This is a genomic window from Methylobacterium sp. WL9 (assembly GCF_008040035.1).
Taxonomy (GTDB): domain Bacteria; phylum Pseudomonadota; class Alphaproteobacteria; order Rhizobiales; family Beijerinckiaceae; genus Methylobacterium; species Methylobacterium thuringiense.
Genome location: NZ_VRVE01000027.1, coordinates 17,225 through 38,965, shown reverse-complemented (window position 1 = coordinate 38,965; position 21,741 = coordinate 17,225). Strand labels below are relative to the sequence as shown.

Here is a 21,741-nt window from a genome sequence, read left to right as displayed (position 1 = left end):
CTTCGAAAGTGTCGCCATGCCCCCCTCCATCAGACTTGACCAGTCCAAAGTCAGCCCAGTTGCGGCATTTACGCAAGGGTTTAATGACACCTGACGTTGCGACGTCCCCGAATTTCACGCCGGGCTCGGTATTCGTCCGCGCCGATGCCTGCCGCGCGGCGGGGGATCGGAGCCGCGTGGATCCTGCGTAATCCACGGGCCGTCTGCTCGGGCCGGCCCTGTCGCCAAGAGCGGCGGCGGTTGCTAGGAGAGCCGGGCATTCAGCATCTTCGCAGGCAGGCCGAGGCCGTCCACGCGAAGAAGCGGCGTCACGACAAGGCCTTAGCGCTTTCTCCATGAATCGGGGTTCATGGCGTCGGACCAGTCGAGCCCGGACGAGGACCATGACGAGACCGGAGGCCAGCGGAGCGAGCGCAGTCGAGGCGGAGGCCCATGCGCGGCTGCTCGCCCATTTCGCGGAGACCGGATACGCCCCCGTGGCGCCGCCGGTGCTGCAGCCCGTCGAGCCGTTCCTCGAACTGTCGGGCGAGGATATCCGCCGCCGAATCTTCGTCACGACCGACGGCGCAGGAGCCGAACTCTGCCTGCGGCCCGAATTCACGATCCCCGTCTGCCGCCACCACCAGGCCACGCGTCCCGGTGATTCGGCGGATTATTCCTATCTCGGCCCGGTCTTCCGGCTGGCGGCAGGCGATCCCGACGAATTCACGCAGGCCGGCATCGAATCGATCGGCCGCACCGATACTCCGGCGGCGGATGCCGAGGTGCTCGGCATGGCGCTCGACGGGCTGGAGCGGCTCGGCCGCAAAGACGTCGCCGTCCGCCTCGGCGACATGGGCCTGACCCATGCGCTACTCGATGCGCTCGCCGTGCCGCCGGTCGCCAAGCGTCGGACCCTGCGGGCCATCGCCGCCGGGCGCCCGCTCGACGAGGTCGCCAACGCAGCCCAGGCCGAGGATCCGCATGCGGGGCTCCTCGCCACCATCCAGGGCCAGGACCCCAAGGGCGTGCGCGCCTTCGTCGAGGACGTCCTCTCGATCGCCGGGATCTCGCGGGTCGGCGGCCGCAGCGCCGGCGAGATCGCCGAACGCTTCCTCGCCAAGGCCGCCGCGCAGGCCCATGGCGGGGCCGGCCTCAATGCCGAGAACCGTGCCCTTGTCGAGCGCTACTGCGCCGTCACGGGCGACCCGGACCGTGCCATCGCCGCCGTGCGGGCACTGGCCAGTGAGGCTGGCCTTCGCCACGACGGACTCGACGCCGCGCTCGCGCTCTTCGAAGAGCGCACCGGCTTCATGGCCGCGCGCGGTCTGCCGGTCGAGCGCTTCGCCTTCTCCGGCGGCTTCGCGCGCAACCTCGACTACTACACCGGCTTCATCTTCGAGGTGACGGAGCGTCCCGGCGCGCCGACGCTCGTCGGCGGCGGCCGCTACGACGGCCTGCTCTCGCATCTCGGCAGCCCCGTCCCGCTGCCGGCGGTGGGCTGCGCCTTCTGGCTCTCGCGATGCGGCGGGAACTGACATGACCGACCAGACCAACGCCCCCCTGGTGCTCGCCGTCCCCTCCAAGGGACGCCTGCAGGAGAACGCCGCCGCGTTCTTCGGCCGCGCCGGGCTCAAGCTCGCCCAGCTCAGCGGCGCCCGCGACTATCGCGGCACCCTCGTCGGCGTGCCCGGCGTCGAGGTGCGCTACCTCTCGGCCTCCGAGATCGCGAGCCAGCTCGCCAGCGGCGCGGCCCATCTCGGTGTCACCGGCGAGGACCTGATCCGCGAGACGCTGCCCGATGCCGAAGGCTCGGTCGAGTTGCTCACGCCGCTCGGCTTCGGGCAGGCTACCGTGGTCGTCGCGGTGCCGCAGGCCTGGATCGACGTGCGCGCCATGAGCGACCTCGACGAGGTCGCCAGCGAGATGCGCCTGCGCCAGGGCCGAAAGCTCCGCATCGCCACGAAATACGTGAACCTGACCCGCCGCTTCCTCGCCGAGCACGGCATCGCCGATTACCGCATCGTCGAAAGCCTGGGGGCCACCGAGGGTGCGCCGGCCGCGGGCTCCGCCGAGATCGTCGTCGACATCACCACCACCGGCGCGACGCTGCAGGCCAACGCGCTCAAGATCCTCGACGACGGCATCATCCTGCGCTCGGAGGCGAATCTGGTCGCCTCGCTCAAGGCGTCGTGGGGCGAGGGTCAGCGCAGCGCATTGCGGGCCGTGCTCGGCCGCATCGCCGCCGAGGAGCGCGCCCGCACCAGCCGCGAGGTCCGCGCCGCCCTGCCCGAGAGCGGCGGGATCGATCTCGCGGGCATTGCCGCCCTGCACGAGGCCGAGCTGCCCTACGGCGCGCCGAAAGGCCTCGACGGCGAGATCGTCCTGCGCTGCCCGGCCGAGGCGGTCTTCGCCCTCTCCGACGCCCTGGTCCAGGCGGGAGCCCGCGCCGTCAGCGTCCGCCGCATCGACTACGCCTTCGCCGCGGAGAATCCTTTGGCGGAGCGGCTGCTCGCGCGGTTGTAGGGTCACTGATCTTTTTTCGGCGCGATGAGCCTTTGAGGCCGACGCCTTCCCCTCCCCCTTGTGGGGAGGGGTCAGGGGTGGGGGTGGTTCAGGACCGAGCGCCGCGGTGCCGCCTGCACCACCCCCACCTCCGGCTCCTCCCCACAAGGGGGAGGAGAGGCCCACGGGTCCGCCAGAACCTCAGGCGGACTGGCGACGTGTGAACGCGCGAGCGGCTTGCGGGGAGAGGGGGACCGCGGCGGCGCTCAATACGCCCGCACCTCCCGGATCTTTCCGTCGAACCCGACATGCAGCAGGCGCTCGCGGCCGTCCGAGCCCTTGGCGGCGACTTCCAGGTGGCGCGGGCCGCGGCCGGCGACGCGGAGATCGGTGTAGCCGGCGGCCTCCACCGACTTCGTGAGGGCCGGGACATCGGCCTGCGGCCCGAGGCCGACCTTGTCCCGCGCCCAGTCGAGGCCGCCGGGGGGCGGGCCGCCGGCCGGTCCGAGGCGTACCACCGAGCCATCGCCATGCGTCAGCAGCCGGGCGTGCAGGAAGCCGTTCTCGAAACGGCCCTGGACGGTGATCGTCTCCCCCTTCTTGGCCAGCGTGCCGCCCTCGCCCTCGCGGCCTGTCTCGACCAGAGCCCGGCCGGTGCCGTCCTGGATGATGAGCTTGTTGCCGAAGATCTCGGCGACCTCGCCCTTGGCGGCGACGGCGCCGGAGGGCGCCAGGGCCGAGATCGCCACCGGCGCGACCGGATCGAGCGACGCCTCGCCGCGCTGCGCCAGCGAGAGGCCGACGGCGCCGAGCGCCAGGGGAATCGCCAGGGCGCCGACGACGAGGCCGCGGCGGTGCCCGGACTTCGGCGCGGCGGTCTCGGTCCTGGCATCGCCGGGCGGGATCTCCCTGGCGGTGCCGTCGATGACGTTGTCTGTGTTCGGGGTGGTCATGATGCGTGTCCTTGTCCGTGGACCCTTTCGGGATGACGGCGTTCTAGGACACGCCCCGAAACCCGGACTGAACCCGGCGGTTCAGCCCCGGTTAAAGCCCCAGGCCTACCCACCGGCGCCGCACGGAACCCGGGAAACCATGAAACTGCTCCTCGCCGAGGATGACGGACCGCTGGCTGCCGAGCTCCTCAAGGCCCTTCGCGCCGAGCACTTTGCCGTCGATCATGCGGTGAACGGCGAGGACGCCTGGCATCTCGGCGAGACCGAACGCTACGACGCCGTGGTGCTCGATCTCGGGCTTCCGAAGCGCGACGGTATCAGCGTGCTGCGCGACTGGCGCGCGGCCGGGCGCACCCTGCCGGTGTTGATCCTCACCGCCCGCGACGGCTGGAGCGACAAGGTCGCCGGCTTCAAGGCCGGTGCCGACGACTACCTCGTCAAGCCGTTCCGGGTCGAGGAACTGGTGATCCGCCTGCGCGCGCTGGTGCGCCGGGCGCAGGTCGGCGGTGCCAGCCGGATTGCTTGCGGGCCGTTGAGTTACGATTCCGGGCTCGGCAGCTTTGAGCGCGATGGGCTGCCCCTCAAGCTCACCGGGCTCGAATGGCGGGTGCTCACCGCGCTGATCCTGCGCAAGGAGAGCGTGGTGCCGCGCACCCAGCTGATCGAGCGGGTCTACGAGGGCGACGCCGAGGTCGATTCGAACTCCGTCGAGGTCATCATCACGCGCCTGCGCAGAAAGATCGCACCGGCCCGGATCGAATCCGTACGCGGCCTGGGCTGGCGGCTGCATGCGGACCCGGCAGCGTGATGCGTCTCTTCCGGCTCGGCTCGCTGCAGCGGCGTCTGTTCTTCGGGGCGGCCCTCTTCATCCTGGCGGCGCTCGTCGTCGCTGGGCTCGCCATCGGCCTCGTGCTCTACCGTTTCGCCCGCGCCCAGATCGACGGCCGGCTCGATGCCGAGATCGCCGCCCTCGTCGCCGACCTGAGGCGTGGGCCGGAGGGCCTCCATCGCGCCCGCGAACCAGGCGCGGCGGGTTCCGAGCGCGGGCCGGCCGGCTGGTACTGGCAGGTCCGTTCCGGCGACACGGTGCTGCGCTCCGCCTCGCTGAAGGGCGCGACGCTCAGTCTGCCCGCCCAGCCAGCTCCATCGGACGAGGACGGCCCGCGGCCGGCCGACGGCAATGGCCCCGCGGGCGAGGCGCTGATCCTGCGCATTCTGACCCTGCCGTCCGCGAACGGTGCGCCCCCGGTGACGATCGCCGCCTCCGCTCCCGCAGCGGCCCTGCACGGGCCGCTGCGGGAGGCGGCGCGGACGCTGGTACTGACGCTCGGCCTGCTCGGCCTTGGCCTTCTCGCTGCCGTCACCGCCCAGGTGCGGCTCGGGCTCAGGCCCCTCGACCGCCTCCGAAGCAATCTCGCGGAGGTGCGTGCCGGCAGCCGCGCGCGGGTGCCGGTCGATCAGCCGAGCGAGGTCCGGCCGCTGGTGGACGAGGTCAACCTGCTGCTCGACCGCAACGAGGCCGGCTTGGAGCGGGCGCGTGCACAGGTCGCCAACCTCGCCCACGGCCTCAAGACGCCGCTCGCCACCCTCACCATGGCGCTCGATCGGACGCGCGATCCGGACGGGCGGCTTTCGCATCTTGTCACCGGCATGGACCGGCGCGTGCGCCACCACCTGCGCCGGGCACGCGCGGCCGCGCTCGGCAGTCCGACTCGCGCCCGCACCGACCTCGCCGCGCACGTGGCCGATCTCGCCGATACCTTGGCGCGGCTGCATTCCGGCAAGGTGCTGCGGATCGACAGGGCCGTCGCGGCCGGCACGTTCGTCTCCTGCGATGCGGAGGATCTCGACGAGATGCTCGGCAACCTCGTCGACAATGCCTGCCGCTGGGCGAAGGGCCGCGTGCGCATCACTGCTACGCGCGAAGCCCCGGACGTGAGCGTCGGCATCGAGGATGACGGCCCCGGCCTCGAACCGGAGGCGATCGCCCACGTCCTGCAGCGCGGCCGCCGCCTCGACGAGAGCGTGCCCGGCGACGGCTTCGGCCTGCCGATCACCCTGGAACTGGCCGGGCTCTATGGCGGCGGCCTCGATCTCGGCCGCTCCGATCTCGGCGGCCTGCGCGTGGTGCTGCGGCTCCCAGCCGCGTGATCGCGCGCCCGGCCCGATAGGTGGCTTCGTAAGGGGTTAATGCCTTGCGCGTTAACCTGGCCGGGCGCGGCGCCAGTCTCGCCAGCCCCGTTGCCACGGCGAAGATCTCACGATGGTCCCGATACCCCCGAACGAGGCCGAGCGGCTGCGCGCGTTGCAGGACCTGCGCATCCTCGGCAGTGCGCCCGAACCGCATTTCGATGCGGTCTGCCGCACCGCCTGCGCCCTGTTCTCGGTGCCGGTGGCGCTGGTCACGCTGGTCGACGCCGACACGCTCTGGGCCAAGGCGAGCTGCGGCATCGCCGTCGGGACGATCCCGCGCGAGGGCGCGTTCTGCAGCCGCACCATCCTCTCGGACGCAGTCGTGGTCGCCGAGGACGCGGCCTGCGACGCGCGCTTCGCCGACAGCCCGCTGGTGACGGGGGCGCCGCACGCGCGCTTCTATGCCGGCGCGCCGCTGATCCTGCGGACGGGCCTGCGGGTCGGCAGCCTCTGCCTGCTCGATGTCGTGCCGCGGACCTTTTCGGATGCGCAGAGCCGGCAGTTGCAGGATCTCGCCGAGATCGTGGTGGCGCATCTGCGCCTGCGCGCGGCGAACGCGGACAAGGCCCAGGCCGTCGCCGACCAGCAGAGCGCGATCCTGGCCCAGCTCGCCGAGGGCGTGATCGTCACCGACGCCGAGGGCCGCATCGCCCTCGTCAACGAGGCCGCCGCCGCGATCCACGGCGTCGCCCGCCTCGCCGTGGCGCCCGACGACTACAGCGACACCTACCACCTCTACACCGAGGACGGCCTGCCCTACGCTCCGCTGGAGCTGCCGCTGGCGCGGGCCGTGCGCGGCGAGACCGTGCGGGATGCGCGCTGGCGCATCCAGCGCCCCGACGGATCGGAGGTTCTCGCCATCGGCAACGCCCAACCCCTGCGGGGGCCGCAGGGCGACCGCATCGGCGCCGTGCTGACCTTGCGCGACGACACGGCGCGCGAGGCCGTCACGCGCCGCCTGCGCGAGAGCGAGGCGCGGATGCGCGCGCTCACCGACAACATGCCCTCGGGCATGGTCTTCCAGCTCGCGGCGGGGCGGGACGGGAGCGGACGGCGCTTCCTGCACCTCTCGCGCAGCTACGAGCGCCTGACCGGCCTGTCGGTCGAGACGGTGCTGGCGGATGCGCGCGTCGCCTACGGACTGATCCTGCCCGAGCACCATGTCGTGATCGCCGAGGCCGAAGCGCGCTCGATCCGCGATTGGGCGCCGTTCGACGTCGAGGTGCGGTTCCGGCGTGCCGATACCGGCGAGGTCCGCTGGGCCCGGATCGTCTCCGCGCCGCGGGAGCTGTCCGACGGCTCCCTGATCTGGGACGGCATCCTGATCGACGTCACCGAGCAGAAATGCACCAGCGAGGCCCTGCGCGAATTGAACGCCACCCTGGCGCAGCGCGTCGCCGCGCGCACGCAGGAGGCGGATGCGGCGCGGCAAGAGGCCGAGGCGGCGAGCTTGGCGAAATCGGATTTCCTGGCCTCGATGAGCCACGAGATCCGCACGCCGCTCAACGGCATCCTCGGCTACACCGACCTGCTGCTCGAACACGCCGCGCTCGACCTGGGCCTGCGCCGCTACGGCGAGCGCATCCGCTCGGCCGGGTCGGCGCTGCTGACCATCGTCGACGACATCCTGGATTTCTCCACCGTCGAGGCGGGACGGATCGCGCTCTCGCCGGCGCCGCTGGCCCTCGACCGCCTCGCCGAGGAGGCGGCGGCGATCGTGCGGCTCAGCGCGGAGCTCAAGGGCCTGGCGCTCAGGGTCGAAGCCGCCCCCGGGCTGCCGGCCTTCGTGCTCGGCGACCGCGACCGGCTGCGGCAGGTGCTGCTCAACCTGCTCAACAACGCGGTGAAGTTCACGGCGAGCGGCAGCGTCGTCCTGGCGATCGACGCCACGCGGATCGCCGGCGCGGCGCGGCTGCGCTTCGCCGTGCGCGATACAGGCATCGGTATTCCGGCGGCCAAGCAGCACCTGCTGTTCGCGCGCTTCAGCCAGATCGACGGCACCATCCGGCGCGAATTCGGCGGCACCGGCCTCGGCCTCGCCATCTCGAAGCGGCTCGTCGAGCTGATGGGCGGCACCATCGGCCTCGACAGCGAGGTGGGGCGCGGCGCGACCTTCTGGTTCGAGGTCGCGCTGCCGCTGGCCGAGCCGGCGTCCGCGCCGGCGCAGGTTCTGGCGCCTCAGCCGCCTCCCGGACGCCGCCGGCTGCTGCTCGTCGAGGACGTCGTCCTCAACCAGGAACTGGCGCATGCCGTGCTGACGCGCGCCGGCCACGCCGTCGACGTCGTCTCCGGCGGGGCCGAGGCGATCGCGGCGGTCCAGCAGAAGCCCTACGATCTCGTGCTGATGGACATCCAGATGCCGGGAATGGACGGGATCACGGCCACCCGCCTGATCCGCGCCCTCGACCACCCGGCCTCCGCGCTGCCGATCGTCGCGATGACCGCCAACGTGCTGCCGCAGCAGATCGCGCGGTATCGTGCCGCCGGCATGCAGGACCATGTCGGCAAGCCGTTCGAACGGGCCGCGCTGCTGGCCACGATCGAGCGCTGGGCACGACGGGGCGACGACGCCCCGGTCGAGGCCGGGTCGGCCGGCCTCGACCGCGACGCCTTCGAGGGAATGGTCGCCGTGCTCGGCCGCGGCGCCATCGACCGACTGCTCCTCACCCTCGTCGAAGAGCTCGACGGCCGGCTCGGACCGGAGGGGACGCTGCCCGACCGCGACAGCCTCGCCGAGGGCGCCCACGCGATGATCTCCGCCACCGCCATGCTCGGTTTTTCGGACTTGGCGACACTCTGCCGCGAGGTCGAGACCGCCTGCCGCGCCGGCGCCGACTACCGTGCTCTGGTCGCGCGGCTGCACGCGCAACGGCGGCTCACCGTCGGCCAGATCGCGACGCTGCGGGCGGCGTGACGCGGAAACGAAGCCGGGGCGGCGGTGAGGGTGCGACCTCGGAGGCGGCTCTCCCGTCGAAGTCCCCGCAGCTTCGGCTCCCGGCTTTGGCAATTCCGATCCGTCATCCCATCTGAGCCTCACGCTCACGACGGGACCAGGCGCGGATGCAGCTCACCGGACTCCACCACCTCACCGCCGTGACGGCGCGGGCCGCCGACAACGCCGCGTTCTACACCCGCGCGCTCGGCCTGCGCCTCGTCAAGAAGACCGTGAACCAGGACGACGTCTCGGCCTATCACCTGTTCTACGCCGACGGGCTGGCCTCGCCGGGCTCCGACATCACCTTCTTCGACTGGCCGGCACCCCCCGAGCGGCGCGGCGCCAACAGCATCAGCCGGACGGGCCTGCGGGTCGCGGGCGGCCTCGACTGGTGGCGCGACCATCTCGCGCGGGAGGGCGTGCGGGTGGCCGAGCCGGCAATGCGCGACGGACGCCTCACGCTGGATTTCGAGGACCCGGAGGGCCAGCGCCTGAGCCTCGTCGACGACGGCGGCGAGGGCGAGGCGCATCCCTGGGCGAAAAGCTCTGTTCCGGCGGAGCGCCAGATCCGTGGGCTCGGCCCGGTGCGGCTCAGCGTCGCCGCGCCCGAGCGCACCGAGGCGGTGCTCACGGACGTCCTCGGCATGCGCTTCGAACGCGGCTTCGACACGCCCGAGGGCGAAGTCCGCGTCTTCGCCATGGGAGAAGGCGGCCCGGCGGCGGAGGTGCAGGTCCTGAAGGACGCGAGCACCCCGGCCGGCCAGGGTGCCGGCGGCGTCCACCACGTCGCCTTCCGCATTCCCGACGTCGACTACAGCGCCTGGGCCGACCGGCTGAAGTCCCGCCGCATGCCGACGAGCGGGCCGGTCGACCGCTACTACTTCCGCAGCCTGTACTTCCGCGAGCCCAACGGCATCCTGTTCGAGATCGCCACCGACGGCCCCGGCTTCACCGCCGACGAGCCGCTGGAGACCCTCGGCCAGGGCCTCGCCCTGCCGCCGTTCCTGGAATCGCGCCGGGCCGAGATCGAGGCGGGGCTGAAGCCGCTCTGAACCGGCGTCCTCACGCCACCTGCCCATGCCGCGATTCAGTCATGAACCACAGGCATGCGGCGCTTTCGGCAAGCTGCGTCTCATCTGTCTTCGCAGGCTCTCGGCAAGCCCCCTGGCTTGACGCGCCGGCCGCACCTGCGAGAAGAGCCGCCAAAATGAATCGGACCCGGGACAGCTTAGAATTATGAGCAAGTACTACGAGGAGCGGGTTCTCAGCGTCCATCACTGGACCGACACGCTGTTTTCCTTCCGCACGACCCGTGATCCCGCGTTCCGTTTCCGCAACGGCGAATTCACGATGATCGGCATCGAGATCGAGGGCCGGCCGCTGCTGCGCGCCTATTCCGTCGTCTCGGCCAATTACGAGGAGGAACTCGAGTTCTTCTCGATCAAGGTCGCGAACGGCCCGCTCACCTCGAAGCTGCAGCACCTCAAGGTCGGCGACCCGATCATGGTCGGCAAGAAGCCGACCGGCACGCTGGTGCTCGACAACCTGCTGCCCGGCCGGAACCTCTATCTCCTCGGCACCGGCACCGGGCTCGCGCCCTTCATGTCGATCATCAAGGACCCGGAGACCTACGAGCGCTTCGAGAAGGTCGTGCTGGTCCATGGCTGCCGGCAGGTGCAGGAGCTCGCCTATGGCGAGACCATCACCGAGGCGCTGCCGAACCACGAATTCCTGGGCGAGGTCATCTCTGCCGGCCTGATCTACTACCCGACCGTGACCCGCGAGCCCTTCCGCAACCGCGGCCGCATCACCGACCTGATGGTCTCCGGCAAGCTGTTCGAAGACATCGGCCTGCCGAACATGGCGATCGAGAACGACCGCTTCATGCTCTGCGGCTCGCCGGAGATGATCAAGGACACCCGCGAATTGCTCACCAGCCTCGGCTACGAGGAGGGCAACCACGGCGAGGCGGCGCATTACGTCATCGAGAAAGCCTTCGTCGAGAAGTGAGTCTCCAACGATCGGCCTTCCCGGCGCCCGGGAGGGTCTGACGTTGCCGCCGCGCGCGCTCTTCATCGCCGGCTCCGGCACCGAGATCGGCAAGACCTACGTCACCGCCGCGCTGGCCCGCCGCCTGCGCGGGCAGGGCCGCGCCGTCCTGGCGCTCAAGCCGCTGGCGAGCGGCGTCCCGCCCCTCGACGATCCCGCCTTCGCCGAGACCGACACCGCGCTGCTCCTCGCCGCGCAGGGATTGCCCGTCACGCCCGCGACGGTGGAGGCCTGCTCGCCCTGGCGGTTTGCCGCGCCCCTCGCGCCCGATCAGGCGGCCGCCTGCGAAGGACGCACGTTGGGCCTCGACGACCTCGTGGCGTGGTGCGAGGCGCAACGCGCCGCCCACCCGGAACCGACGCTTCTCATCGAAGGCGTCGGCGGCCTGATGAGCCCGGTCACCGCCGACGCCACCGGCCTCGACTGGCTGAAACGACTTGGTTTGCCGGCTCTCCTCGTCTCCGGCAGCTATCTCGGCGCGATCAGCCACGCGCTGACCGCCATCGAGACCCTGCGCGCCCACGGCGTCCTGCTCGCCGGTGTGGCGGTGAGCGAAAGCGACGGAGCGCCGACCCCGCCGGAGGTGGTGGCCGAGGCGATCGCGCGGCGCGTCACGGCGCCGGTCGCGGTGCTGCACCGGGGCGGGGCGTTCCCGGATGCGCTGGCCGGCGTGATCTGACCGGCGGCCTCGCCGGCATCCGGGGCCATCGCGTGCAGGCCGGGACCCGAAGCCTGCAACCGCTGGCGTCGAGGTGCTACCGAAAGTGTCACCATTTCATCACATCGCACAGGCCGCATGAGCCCGCGCATGCGTCGGCGATCGGACGATGGAAGCGGTCGCAGACCCCGCCGCCCCTTCGACGGAGGCGCACGGGCGGCGAGCCGGTATCATCCAATCCCGCATTGCCGCACCCGAGTTTATAACCGTTCCACAACATAGAAATTGTCGTTCTGGATAGAGTATCCAATAGGTCGATCACACCGCCGTGAAGCCATGACGAGTCCGGCACTATCCTGCCGTTCTGTGCTGCGTTGAGGATCGACACCATGAACCGGTACTACCCGAATGCTGTGTCCGGTATCGCCCCCCGGCCGCTGGGCCGTTCGCTCTGGATCGCATTGCTGTCGACGACCTGCGCCCTGATCGGGCCCGGCGCGGCGTTCGCCCAGGGCCGCCCGGGGAACGACATCGAGATCGAGGAACTGAGCGTCACCGGCGAAGGCGGCGGGCGCAACCTCGGCGGCGCCCTGTACGAGCGCGGCGGCGCGGTCGGCCCCGTGCCCGGCTACGTCGCCACGCGCAGCACCGTCGCCACCAAGACGGACACGCCGATCTTGGAGACAGCGCAGTCGATCTCGGTGATCGGCCGCAAGCAGATCGAGGACCAGAACGCGCTCTCGATCAACCAGGCCCTGCGCTACACCCCGAGCGTCACCACCGAGCAGCGCGGCGGCGCCGGCTCGACCCGGCTGGAGCAGTTCCTGATCCGCGGCTTCAACGCCCCGGTCTTCCTCGACGGCATGGCGCTGGTCGGCGGGCGCGACGCCAACGCCACGATCGACCCCTACCGGCTCGAGCGCGTCGACGTCATCAAGGGGCCGGCCTCCGTGCTCTACGGGCAGTCGGGGCCGGGCGGCATCGTCAACCTCGTCTCGAAGGTGCCGCGCTTCGTCCAGCACGGCGAGGTCTTCGTGCAGGGCGGCGGCTTCAACGAGGTCCGCGGCGGCTTCGACGTCGGCGGCCCGATCGCGTCGGACGTGCCGGGACTCGCCGACCAGTTCGCCTACCGCGTCGTCGGCTTCGGCTGGAAGGGCGACGGCCCGGCGGTGACGACGGAGGTCGAGCGCGCGCTCATCAACCCGAGCGTAACGTGGCGGCCTTCCACCGACACCTCGCTCACGATCATCGGCAACTACCAGCGCGACCCGTATTCGGGCTTCTACGGCGGCTTTCCGGCGGTGGGCACGGTGTTTCCGCGCAACTTCGGCAGCGGCTTCGTCGGCCGCCTGCCGGTGAACTTCTACGACGGCGACCGCAACATCGAGCGCTCGGACCGGACCCAGGCCTCGATCGAGTACCTGTTCGACCATCGCGTGAACGAGAACATCCGCTTCCACTCGGCCGGGCGCTACCTGCGCACGGAGGGCGATTATCGCAGCGTCTACAGCGCCTTCAACGTCAACAACGGCCCCACCGCCTCCGGCCCGCTGCTGCCGCGCGCAGTCATCGCCACCAATGTTGACGCCGAAGCCTACACGATGGACTCGAACGTCGTGGCGAACTTCGACACCGGCTTCATCGCCCACACCGCACTCGTCGGCGTGGACCACCGTACCTTCAGCACCCGGACGCTCAGTTCGCCCTTCCCGGCCGCGCCCGACCTCAACGTGCTGGCGCCGAACTACGCGATGAACATCGCGGTCCCAGCCTTCAACACGGCCTCGCGGGTCGATGCGCAGCAGACCGGGATCTACTTCCAGGATCAGGCGAAGTTCGACCGGCTCGTCCTGACGCTCGGCGGGCGCTACGACGTCGCCCGCCAGACCGGGCCCACGCGCGCCTTCAACTTCGCCGCCGGCACGAGCACGCTGACGCGCCAGGACGCGCCGGCCGACGCCATGACCTACCGGGCGAGCCTGCTCTACCTGTTCGAGTCCGGCGTGGCGCCGTACGTGTCCTACGGTCAGGCCTTCGAGCCGATCGTCGCCGGCCGGGTCTTCGACACCGCCTTCGGCACCGTCGGGCGCGTGCCGGACCCGCAATTGAGCGACCAGTACGAGGCCGGCATCAAGTACCAGCCTCCCGGCACCGACATCCTGCTGACCGCGGCGGCCTTCGACATCCGCCAGTCGAACCGCACCACCGCCGACCCGCAGCGCCAGGGCTTCGTCGTGCAGACCGGTGAGGTCGGCGTGCAGGGCGTCGAGTTCGAGGCGCGGGCCAACATCACCGAGAGCCTGACCCTGATCGGTGGTTTCTCGCTTCTCGACATCCGCAACGTCCGCGACGACGGCCGGATCCTGAACGACGTGACGGGGCAGATGGTGCCCCTCCAGGGCCGCAGCCCGGTGCTGGTGCCGGACAAGACCGCCTCGCTGTTCGTGGATTACCGCTTCACCGAGGGTCCGCTGCTCGGCCTCGGGCTCGGCGGCGGCGTGCGTTATCTCGGGCCGTCCTGGGGCGATGCGGCCAACACCTTCCAGGTGCCGGAGAGCGTACTGGTCGACGCGGTCGTCTCCTACGACCTGAAGCACCTCGACCCGACGCTGCAGGGCTTCACCACGCAGATCAACGCCAACAACCTGCTCAACGAGACCTATGTCAGCGGCTGCAACGGCTACACGAGTTGCTATTACGGGCTGCCGCGGACGGTCTACGCGACGCTCCGCTACCGCTGGTAAGGGATCGACGATGCGCAACGGCTTGCGGCAATCGATGGCGTGGCTGCACGCCTGGTCCGGCCTCGTGGTCGGCTGGGTGCTGTTCGCAGTCTTCGTCACCGGCACCGCGAGCTACTACCGGCCCGAGATCTCGCAGTGGATGCGGCCGGAACTGACCGCCGCGGCCGCGCCCCTCGAGGCCGCCGGCCTCGGCCGCGCCGCCGATTTCGCCCGGACGCACCTCGAGACCGCCGCCAAGGGCGCGCGCTCCTGGTTCATCACCCTGCCGACGCCGGCTCACCCGGTGGTCGACGCGATCTGGCGCACGAAGCCGGGAATGCCGCCGGAATGGGCGACGCTCGACCCGGCGACGGGCGCGCCGATGCCGGTGCGCCAGACCAAGGGCGGCGACTTCTTCTACCGCTTCCACTTCGAACTCAGCATGCCGCCGCTCTGGGGCCGCTGGATCGTCGGCATCTGCGCCATGGCGATGCTGGTGGCGCTGCTCAGCGGCATCGTCACCCACCGCCGCATCTTTTCGGACTTCTTCACCTTCCGGCGGGGGGCGAAGTCGGCGCAGCGCAGCTGGCTCGACGCACACAACGTCACCGGCGTGCTGGCGCTGCCGTTCCACCTGATGATCACCTATACCGGGCTCGTCACCCTGGCGCTGATGTACATGCCCTGGGGCGTCACGGTCGCCTATGACGGCGACGCCCAGAAGTTCTACGCCGCGTCTGGACAGGTCACGGCCGCGCGCCCGCCGGCCAAGAGCCCGGCGCCCCTGGCGCCGTTCGGGCCGATGGTCGAGCGGGCGCTCGCCCTGAACGCCGAGACCCTGGAGCGGCTCACCGTCCAGAATCCCGGCGACGCGAACGCCGTCGTCGTCGCGGTGTTCGAGGAGCCGCACGGGCTGATGCACCGCCATCCCCAGATCGCCTTCGACGGCGTCACCGGCGCGGTGATCGAGACCACCGGCGCGATGAAGCCGGCGGTGGGCACCTTCGCGACCATGGTCGGCCTGCACGAGGCGCATTTCGCAGGGACGGCGCTCCGCCTGCTGTTCTTCGTCTGCGGCCTGATGGGCACCGCCATGGTGGCGACCGGCCTCGTGCTGTGGTCGGTCGCCCGGGTGCCGAAGCCCGGCGCGCAGGCCGGCTTCGGTCAGCGCCTGGTCGAGATGCTGAACGTCGGCACCATCGCCGGCATGCCCGCCGGCGTCGCCGCCTACTTCCTCGCCAACCGGCTGCTCCCGACGGGGCTCGCGGAGCGCGCCGACTGGGAAGTCCGCGTCTTTTTCGCCGCCTGGGTCGTGCTGGCGCTCCACGCCCTGCTGCGCGGCCCCGCACGCGCCTGGCGCGAGTGCTTCTTCGCGAGCGCCGTGCTGTTTTTCGGCGTGGCTTTGGCCGACATGCTGACGACCGGCGGGGCCCCGCTGTTCGGCAGCCCGACCGCCGCCGGCCCGTTCCTCGGCTTCGATGCGGTGATGCTCGCCCTGAGCGGGTGCCTTGCCTATGCCGGCTACAAGATCCGGCCGCGGCGGACGGCACCCTCCCGGGCGACGCCACGCCTGCAGCCGGCGCACGGCCTGCCTCAGCGCTGAAGCGGACCGCGCCGCGCGACGGATATTGCTGCCGATCGGCGAAAGCCGGGTCTCGGCTTCAGCGCGGCGCGCTGGCCGGGCCGGCCACCGCCGCTTCACCCGGCTTGAAGCTCCAGAGTTCGGTCGGCAGGGAGGCTGGTGCGCCCTCCTTGTAGAAGGCCGAATCCTGGATGTGCGAGGTGGTCACGTAGAGCGTGCCGTCCGGTCCCTCGGAAAAGGTGTCGGGCCAGCGCAGCTGCGGGTCCTGCACCAGCGTCGTCAGGCCGGAATTCGTGCCCGAGAGGGTGCGCACCTTGATCGCGTCTTCCTGCGGCGAGGTCACGTATAGGCGGCCGTCGCGCTTCGCGATGATCAGACCGTCGGCCGGGCCGTTCTCGCCCACCGTCGTGATCTTGCCCGACAGGCTCCTGTCGGTGAACGCGTCCGGGACCACCGCGGACGTGATCCAGCCGGTCAGGGCCGCGGTCGGCAGGCTGTAGAGCGTCTTGCCCTTGATCGCCTGCCAGTACAGCGTCCCCCCGTCGGGCGAGAGCGCGATGCCGTCGGCCGAGAACTCGACGCCGCGCCCGTCGGGCCGGCGCAGGGGTTTGCCGTCATAGGTCACGGTCACGCTCGTATCGGGCATGGTGGTGGGATCGCCAGCCAGCACACGGCGCGCCCGGCCGCTGTCGACGTCGACTACGATCAGCGCGCCCTCGGCGCCGGAATCGGTCAGATAGGCGGTCTTGCCGTCGGGCGAGATCCGCACGTCGTTGAGATACGACCCCTGGGGCGCGACCCCGGCATCGAAGGGAATCGTCTTGGCGACCGTGTTGGTCTTCAGGTCGATCGCGACGAGCTTCGGGCCGTCCTTCACCGTCGCGGCCATGGCGGGGGCGGCGGCGTCGACGACCCAGAGGCGGTCCTGCCCGTCGGCCACCACGCTCTGCACGCAGACGAAGTGGTTCTTGGGGTCGACCGCGTCCTTCTTCGCGTTGCGCCAGCCGTTCCATTCCGCATCGGGAAACGGCGTGACCTTGCCGTCCTTCACCTCGGCGACCGAGACCGGAGCATCGTCGGTCCATCGCGGAAAATTCACGAAGATGCGGCCGTCCCTGGCCACGGTGACGCCGGTGACCTGATGCTCGAAGCTCGCGACCTTGGTGAGGGTGCCGGAGGGTGCCTCGGCCGCGGCGGGCGACAGCAGGGCGGTACCGAGCAGCAACGCGGACAACAGCGTGCGGGCCTTGAAGGGCGTCATGACGAACTCGTGCGATGGGAGCTTGAGGAAACGGGACCGTGCAACGCCTCGGCCCGGCCGAAGTTCGGGCCGAGGCGCTGTGCAGCAATCAGTTCGGGTGGAAGACCACCTTGGTGCAGGCGTCGGTCTTGTCGCGGAAGGTCTTGTAGAGCTCCGGTCCGTCGGCGAGGTTCGTCGAGCGGTGCGAGATCATCGAGGTCATGTCGAACTTGCCCTCCTGGATCAGCTTGGTCAGCGGCTCCAGGTAACGCTTCACGTGGGTCTGGCCGCTCTTCATCGTCAGGCCCTTCTGGACGATCATGCCCATGTTGACCGGGATCGGCCCGCCATAGACGCCCGGCACCGAGACGATGCCGCAGGGCCGGACCGCCTTGATCGCCTCCATGAGGGCGTAGGGACGCTGGGTGGAGGTGAGCTTCTCCTGGATCGTGTTGACGAGGCTGGCGACGCCATGTCCGGCGGAGGCTTCCATGCCGACGCAGTCGATGACCGCATCCGCGCCTTCGCCCTTGCTGATCTCCTTGATCCGCTCGAACACGTCCTCGTTCATGAAGTCGATGACGTCGGTGGCGCCGTAGGTGCGGGCGAGGGCGAGGCGCTCGGGCACCGTGTCGATGGCGATGATGCGCTCGGCGCCGAGCACCTTGGCCGACTGGATCGCGAACAGGCCGACCGGACCGGCGCCCCAGACCGCGATGATCTCACCGCCCTGGATCTCGCAATGCTCCGCGCCCTGCCATCCGGTCGGCAGGATGTCGGTGAGGAACAGCAGGGATTCGTCGTCCATGCCCTCGGGCGCCAGCATCGGCGCGACATCGGCCATCGGCACGCGCACGTATTCGGCCTGTCCGCCGGCATAGCCGCCGGTGATGTGCGAATATCCGAACAGGCCGGCGGTGGTGTAGCCGAACTGCGCGGCGGCCATCTCGGCGTTTCGGTTCGAGCGCTGGCAGACCGAGTAGTTGCCGAGCTTGCACTGGCGGCACTCGCCGCAATTGATGTTGAAGGGGACGACGATGCGGTCGCCCTTCTTGAACTTGGTGAAGCCTGCGCCGACCTCGACGACCTCGCCCATGAACTCGTGGCCGAGCACGTCGCCCGCCTCCATGGTCGGCATCTGCCCGTCCATGAGGTGGAGGTCCGAGCCGCAGATGGCGCAGGACGTCACCTTGATGATGACGTCGCGGACATCCTCGATCTGCGGGTCCGGCACCGTGTCGCAGCGGATGTCGCCCTTGCCGTGCCAGCACAGTGCTTTCATGACGCGTCTCCGGAATGCTGAGAGGCGCCCCGGTCGAGGCGCATCAGGGCATCCGCGGGCGGGCCATCAATGTTCCTCTGCGATCCGCGCGTCGGGCCGCGCCGTATGTCGCACCGCTCGCGGGTCGCGGCCGTCTACCGGCCCGCGCCGGTCCCATCCGGCCGTGCCCGGCCGAAATCGGCCTCGGCCGTCTCCTGGCCCATGGCGACGATGCCCTTCCGGATCGCGCGGGTGCGGCTGAAGAGATCGAACAGGGCGTCGCCGTCGCCCCAGCGGATCGCCTTGGTCAGCGCCGCGAGGTCCTCGTTGAAGCGGCCGAGCATCTCGAGCACCGCGTCCTTGTTGGTGAGGAAGACGTCGCGCCACATGGTCGGGTCGGAGGCGGCGATGCGGGTGAAATCGCGAAAGCCGCCGGCCGAGAACTTGATCACCTCGGACTGCGTCACCGTCTCGAGGTCGGCGGCGGTGCCGACGATGTTGTAGGCGATCAGGTGCGGGACGTGGCTGGTGATGGCGAGCACCAGGTCGTGATGCTCGGGGCTCATCGTCTCGACGATGGCGCCGAGTCCCTCCCAGAACGCCGTCACCGCGGCGACGGCCTCCGGCTCGGTGCCCTCCGGCGGCGTGAGGATACACCAGCGGTTCTGGAACAGCGTGGCGAAGCCGGAATCGGGGCCGGAATATTCGGTGCCCGCCACCGGATGGGCCGGCACGAAGGCGTTGTCGGATTTGAGATGCGGCATCACCGCCGCGACGACCGAGCCCTTCACCGAGCCGACGTCCGAGAGAATCGCGCCGGGCTTCAGATGCGGCGCAAGCTCGGCCGCCACCGCGCCGATCGCGCCGACCGGCACGCACAGGATCACGAGGTCGGCCCCGGCCACCCCCTCCGCGAGGCTGCCGGTGGCGTGGTCCGCGAGCCGAAGCGCCCGGACCCGCTCGAGCACGGCCGGTTCGCGGTCCACCGCGACGAGGTTTTCGGCAAGTCCATAGGTCCGCGCGCCGCGGGCGATCGACGAACCGATCAGGCCGAGGCCGACGACGGCCACGGTATGCAGCCTGTCACGCATCCCGATGATCGCCGTGACTGGCCAAGGCAGCAACGAAAGCGCGGTTCGCCTCCTCGCTGCCGACGGTGACCCGAAGCGCATTCGGCAGGCCGTAGGCCGAGACCCGGCGCACGATCACCCCCTGCCGCGTGAGGTGGGCGTCGGCATCGGCTGCCGTGCGTCCGGGCTCGTCCGGGAAGTGGATCAGCAGGAAGTTTCCGACGCTCGGCGTCACCGCGTAGCCGAGCCCGCGGACCTGCTCTACGAGCCAGCCGAGCCATTGATCGTTATGGGCGATCGCCGCCGCGACATGCGCCTCGTCACCGATCGCGGCAGCCCCGGCGGCGATGGCGCCGGCGGAGACGTTGAAGGGGCCGCGGATGCGGTTGAGCGCGTCAACCACGCCCTCCGGCCCGACCATCCAGCCGATGCGCTGCGCCGCGAGGCCGTGGATCTTGGAGAAGGTCCGCGTCATCACGACGTTCTGCGACTCCAGCACGAGCTCCAGCCCGGCGCCGTAATCGTTCGCGCGGACATACTCGGCATAAGCGCCGTCCAGCACCAGCAGCACGTCGCCCGGCAGACCGGCATGGAGGCGGCGGACTTCGTCGAAGGGCAGGTAAGTGCCTGTGGGATTGTTCGGATTCGCGATGTAGACGATCTTAGTGCGCGGCGTCACGGCGGCGAGGATCGCGTCGACGTCGGCCGTCAGATCGGTCTCCGGCGCGACCACCGGGATGCCGCCGGCCGCCAGGATCGCGATGCGGTACACGAGAAACCCGTGCTCGCAGAAGATGCCCTCGTCGCCGGGGCCGAGATAAGCCAGCGCCAGCAGGCTCAGCAGCTCGTCGGAGCCTGCGCCGCAGACGATGCGTGCCGGATCGAGCCCGTAGCGGGCCGCGATGGCCGTGCGCAATTTCGTAGCGTTTCCATCGGGATAGAGCGCGAGCGTCTCGGATTCCGCCCGCAGGGCCGCGACGGCCTGCGGGCTCGGGCCGAGCGGCGTCTCGTTCGAGGAGAGCTTGTGGATCTTGGCCACACCCGGCGCCGCGCTCTTGCCGGGCACATAGGCCTCGATGGCGAGCACGCCGGGGCGGGGCACGGGGCGGAGGGATTCGGCAACGGACATGGCGACGGATTGCTGACGGATGGCGACGGATATCCGTCGTCTACAGCATTTCGCGTCGCCGTGGAGTCGGCCTGCTCAGGCCTCCGTATTCGCGTCGATATCCTTGCCCCGCGTCTCGTGCATCAGCATCGCCGCAATCGTACCGACCACGCTGAAGGCAACGAGGTAGTAGGCCGGCGCCAGCCGGTCGCCGGTGACGGCGATCAGCTTGTTGATCACCCAGTTGGTGCTGCCCCCGAAAATCGAGACCGAGAAGGCGTAGACGATCGAGAGGCCGGCGCTGCGCACGTTGCGCGGCAGCGATTCCGGGATGCCGACGATGATCGCCGCCGCGTTGATCGAGGACAGCGCCGACATCAGGAAGGTCACGGCGTAGACGTTCAGCGCGGTGGGGGCGTGGACGAGCCAGGCGAAGGCCGGCACCGCCAAGACGACGATCGCGGCGCGTGGAAAAATCATCACCGGGCGCCGGCCGACGCGGTCGGCGAGCCAGCCGCCCAGCAGCGGAAACACGATCGAGGCGAGCCCGAGCGCGATCGGCACGGCGGTGGAGACGGTCTCGGTCAAGCCCAGCGTCGCCTGCGCGTAGACCGGCATGTTGGTGCCGATGGCGTTCGAGACGGTGGAGGCCGCGATGACGAGGAAGGTGAGGGCGAGGAGGCGGCCGTGGTCGCGCACCAGCCGCACCACGACCTGAAGCGTCGAGTCGGCGGCTGCCGGGTCCTTCGCTTCGCCGGCCGTCTCCGGCAGATGGCTGCGGATGACGAGGCCCACCGGCACGATGCCGATGCCGAGCAGGAACATCCCGCGCCAACCCCACTCTGCCATGGCGTGGTCGCCGACGGCTAGGGTCAGCAGCGTGGCGACGACACCTGCGATCAGCGCGGCGCAGCCCTGGCTCGCGATCTGCCAGCTGGCGACGAAGCCGCGCTGCTTCGGCGGCGCCGCCTCCAGCAGGTAGGCGGTGGAGGGTCCGACCTCGCCGCCGAGCGCCAGCCCCTGGATCAGCCGTCCGGCGATGACGATGGCCTGCGACCAGCCGCCGAGCACCGCGTAGCCCGGCGTCAGCGCCAGCATCAGCATGCCGACCGCCATCAGCGCGATGGTGATCAGCATGGCGGGCTTGCGGCCCGCCCGGTCGGCGAAGGCGCCGATCAGGATACCGCCCACGGGCCGCATCACGTAGCCGATGCCGAACAGGGCCAGAGAGGCGAGCAGGCTGTCGGTGGCGTTGTCGGACGGGAAGAAGGCGGCGCCGATCGGCACGGCGAAGAACGCGTAGATCGTGAAATCGTAGAATTCGAGGGCGTTGCCGAGTACCACGGCGCCGACGGCCTTGCGGTCGAGCCCCGGATGGGTCGCCGGGTCGGTGTCGATTGCAGTCATCGTGGTCCTTTACGGTGCGTCCCGCCGCGCGCGGGCGAGCACTACGCGTCGTGGCGGCCGTCGGCCAGTGCGGCACCA

General features: G+C 70.4%; 17 protein-coding genes. 10 read left to right on the top strand and 7 right to left on the bottom strand.

The window, feature by feature from the left end; all coding sequences use genetic code 11:
• Positions 1-383: 383 nt before the first annotated feature.
• Both FV217_RS10715 and hisG read left to right on the top strand, forming a co-directional pair.
• Entirely contained in the window at positions 384-1,517 is a 1,134-nt protein-coding gene (locus FV217_RS10715) for an ATP phosphoribosyltransferase regulatory subunit (RefSeq protein ID WP_147817173.1), read from the top strand.
• A gap of 1 nt (position 1,518) precedes the next feature.
• A complete protein-coding gene (gene hisG / locus FV217_RS10710; protein WP_147817172.1) occupies positions 1,519-2,505 on the top strand; it encodes an ATP phosphoribosyltransferase in 987 nt (328 codons plus the stop codon).
• Between the two features lie 245 nt (positions 2,506-2,750).
• On the opposite strand, the gene FV217_RS10705 is transcribed toward hisG, so the two are convergent.
• Positions 2,751-3,437 carry a DNA-binding protein gene (locus tag FV217_RS10705; protein ID WP_147817171.1) on the bottom strand — a complete coding sequence of 229 codons (687 nt, stop codon included), beginning with the start codon at positions 3,435-3,437 and terminating at the stop codon, positions 2,751-2,753.
• A gap of 139 nt (positions 3,438-3,576) precedes the next feature.
• On the opposite strand from FV217_RS10705, the gene FV217_RS10700 reads away from it, so the two are divergent.
• The 6 genes from FV217_RS10700 (at position 3,577) to bioD (ending at position 11,293) form a co-directional block, all read left to right on the top strand.
• Positions 3,577-4,245, top strand: coding sequence for a response regulator transcription factor (locus tag FV217_RS10700; RefSeq protein ID WP_147817170.1), 669 nt, complete (start codon positions 3,577-3,579; stop codon positions 4,243-4,245).
• The gene (locus FV217_RS10695) at positions 4,245-5,588 is read left to right on the top strand and encodes a HAMP domain-containing sensor histidine kinase (protein WP_147817181.1); all 1,344 of its coding nucleotides are present in this window, start codon (positions 4,245-4,247) and stop codon (positions 5,586-5,588) included. The genes FV217_RS10700 and FV217_RS10695 overlap by 1 nt, the downstream gene beginning before the upstream one ends.
• A gap of 112 nt (positions 5,589-5,700) precedes the next feature.
• A complete protein-coding gene (locus FV217_RS10690; RefSeq protein WP_147817169.1) occupies positions 5,701-8,544 on the top strand; it encodes an ATP-binding protein in 2,844 nt (947 codons plus the stop codon).
• 146 nt (positions 8,545-8,690) lie between these two features.
• Entirely contained in the window at positions 8,691-9,617 is a 927-nt protein-coding gene (locus FV217_RS10685; protein WP_147817168.1) for a ring-cleaving dioxygenase, read from the top strand.
• Positions 9,618-9,801: 184 nt separating this feature from the next.
• On the top strand, positions 9,802-10,575 hold the full coding sequence (locus FV217_RS10680) for a ferredoxin--NADP reductase (RefSeq protein WP_147817167.1): 774 nt from the start codon (positions 9,802-9,804) through the stop codon (positions 10,573-10,575).
• Between the two features lie 43 nt (positions 10,576-10,618).
• Positions 10,619-11,293, top strand: coding sequence for a dethiobiotin synthase (gene bioD, locus FV217_RS10675; protein WP_147817166.1), 675 nt, complete (start codon positions 10,619-10,621; stop codon positions 11,291-11,293).
• Positions 11,294-11,381: 88 nt separating this feature from the next.
• On the opposite strand, the gene FV217_RS23205 is transcribed toward bioD, so the two are convergent.
• The gene (locus tag FV217_RS23205) at positions 11,382-11,663 is read right to left on the bottom strand and encodes a hypothetical protein (protein ID WP_210245132.1); all 282 of its coding nucleotides are present in this window, start codon (positions 11,661-11,663) and stop codon (positions 11,382-11,384) included.
• Here FV217_RS23205 and FV217_RS10670 point away from each other — a divergent pair.
• Both FV217_RS10670 and FV217_RS10665 read left to right on the top strand, forming a co-directional pair.
• Positions 11,662-14,016 carry a TonB-dependent siderophore receptor gene (locus tag FV217_RS10670; RefSeq protein WP_147817165.1) on the top strand — a complete coding sequence of 785 codons (2,355 nt, stop codon included), beginning with the start codon at positions 11,662-11,664 and terminating at the stop codon, positions 14,014-14,016. The two genes, FV217_RS23205 and FV217_RS10670, sit on opposite strands and share 2 nt — an antisense overlap.
• Before the next feature lie 10 nt (positions 14,017-14,026).
• Positions 14,027-15,598 carry a PepSY-associated TM helix domain-containing protein gene (locus tag FV217_RS10665; protein ID WP_147817164.1) on the top strand — a complete coding sequence of 524 codons (1,572 nt, stop codon included), beginning with the start codon at positions 14,027-14,029 and terminating at the stop codon, positions 15,596-15,598.
• A gap of 58 nt (positions 15,599-15,656) precedes the next feature.
• Here the strand turns inward: FV217_RS10665 and FV217_RS10660 are convergent, their stop codons facing one another.
• The 5 genes from FV217_RS10660 to FV217_RS10640 all read right to left on the bottom strand — a co-directional run bounded on the left by FV217_RS10660 (position 15,657) and on the right by FV217_RS10640 (position 21,663).
• Entirely contained in the window at positions 15,657-16,838 is a 1,182-nt protein-coding gene (locus FV217_RS10660) for an L-dopachrome tautomerase-related protein (protein ID WP_147817163.1), read from the bottom strand.
• A gap of 88 nt (positions 16,839-16,926) precedes the next feature.
• Positions 16,927-18,099 (bottom strand): zinc-dependent alcohol dehydrogenase, encoded by a 1,173-nt coding sequence (locus FV217_RS10655; RefSeq protein WP_147817162.1) that lies wholly within the window; start codon positions 18,097-18,099, stop codon positions 16,927-16,929.
• A 134-nt stretch (positions 18,100-18,233) separates the two neighbouring features.
• Entirely contained in the window at positions 18,234-19,169 is a 936-nt protein-coding gene (locus FV217_RS10650) for a prephenate/arogenate dehydrogenase family protein (protein ID WP_147817161.1), read from the bottom strand.
• Entirely contained in the window at positions 19,162-20,277 is a 1,116-nt protein-coding gene (locus FV217_RS10645; RefSeq protein ID WP_147817160.1) for a histidinol-phosphate transaminase, read from the bottom strand. The genes FV217_RS10650 and FV217_RS10645 overlap by 8 nt, the downstream gene beginning before the upstream one ends.
• Positions 20,278-20,352: 75 nt before the next feature.
• Positions 20,353-21,663: an MFS transporter gene (locus FV217_RS10640; RefSeq protein ID WP_147817159.1), complete on the bottom strand. Its 1,311-nt coding sequence runs from the start codon at positions 21,661-21,663 to the stop codon at positions 20,353-20,355.
• Positions 21,664-21,741 lie beyond the last annotated feature (78 nt).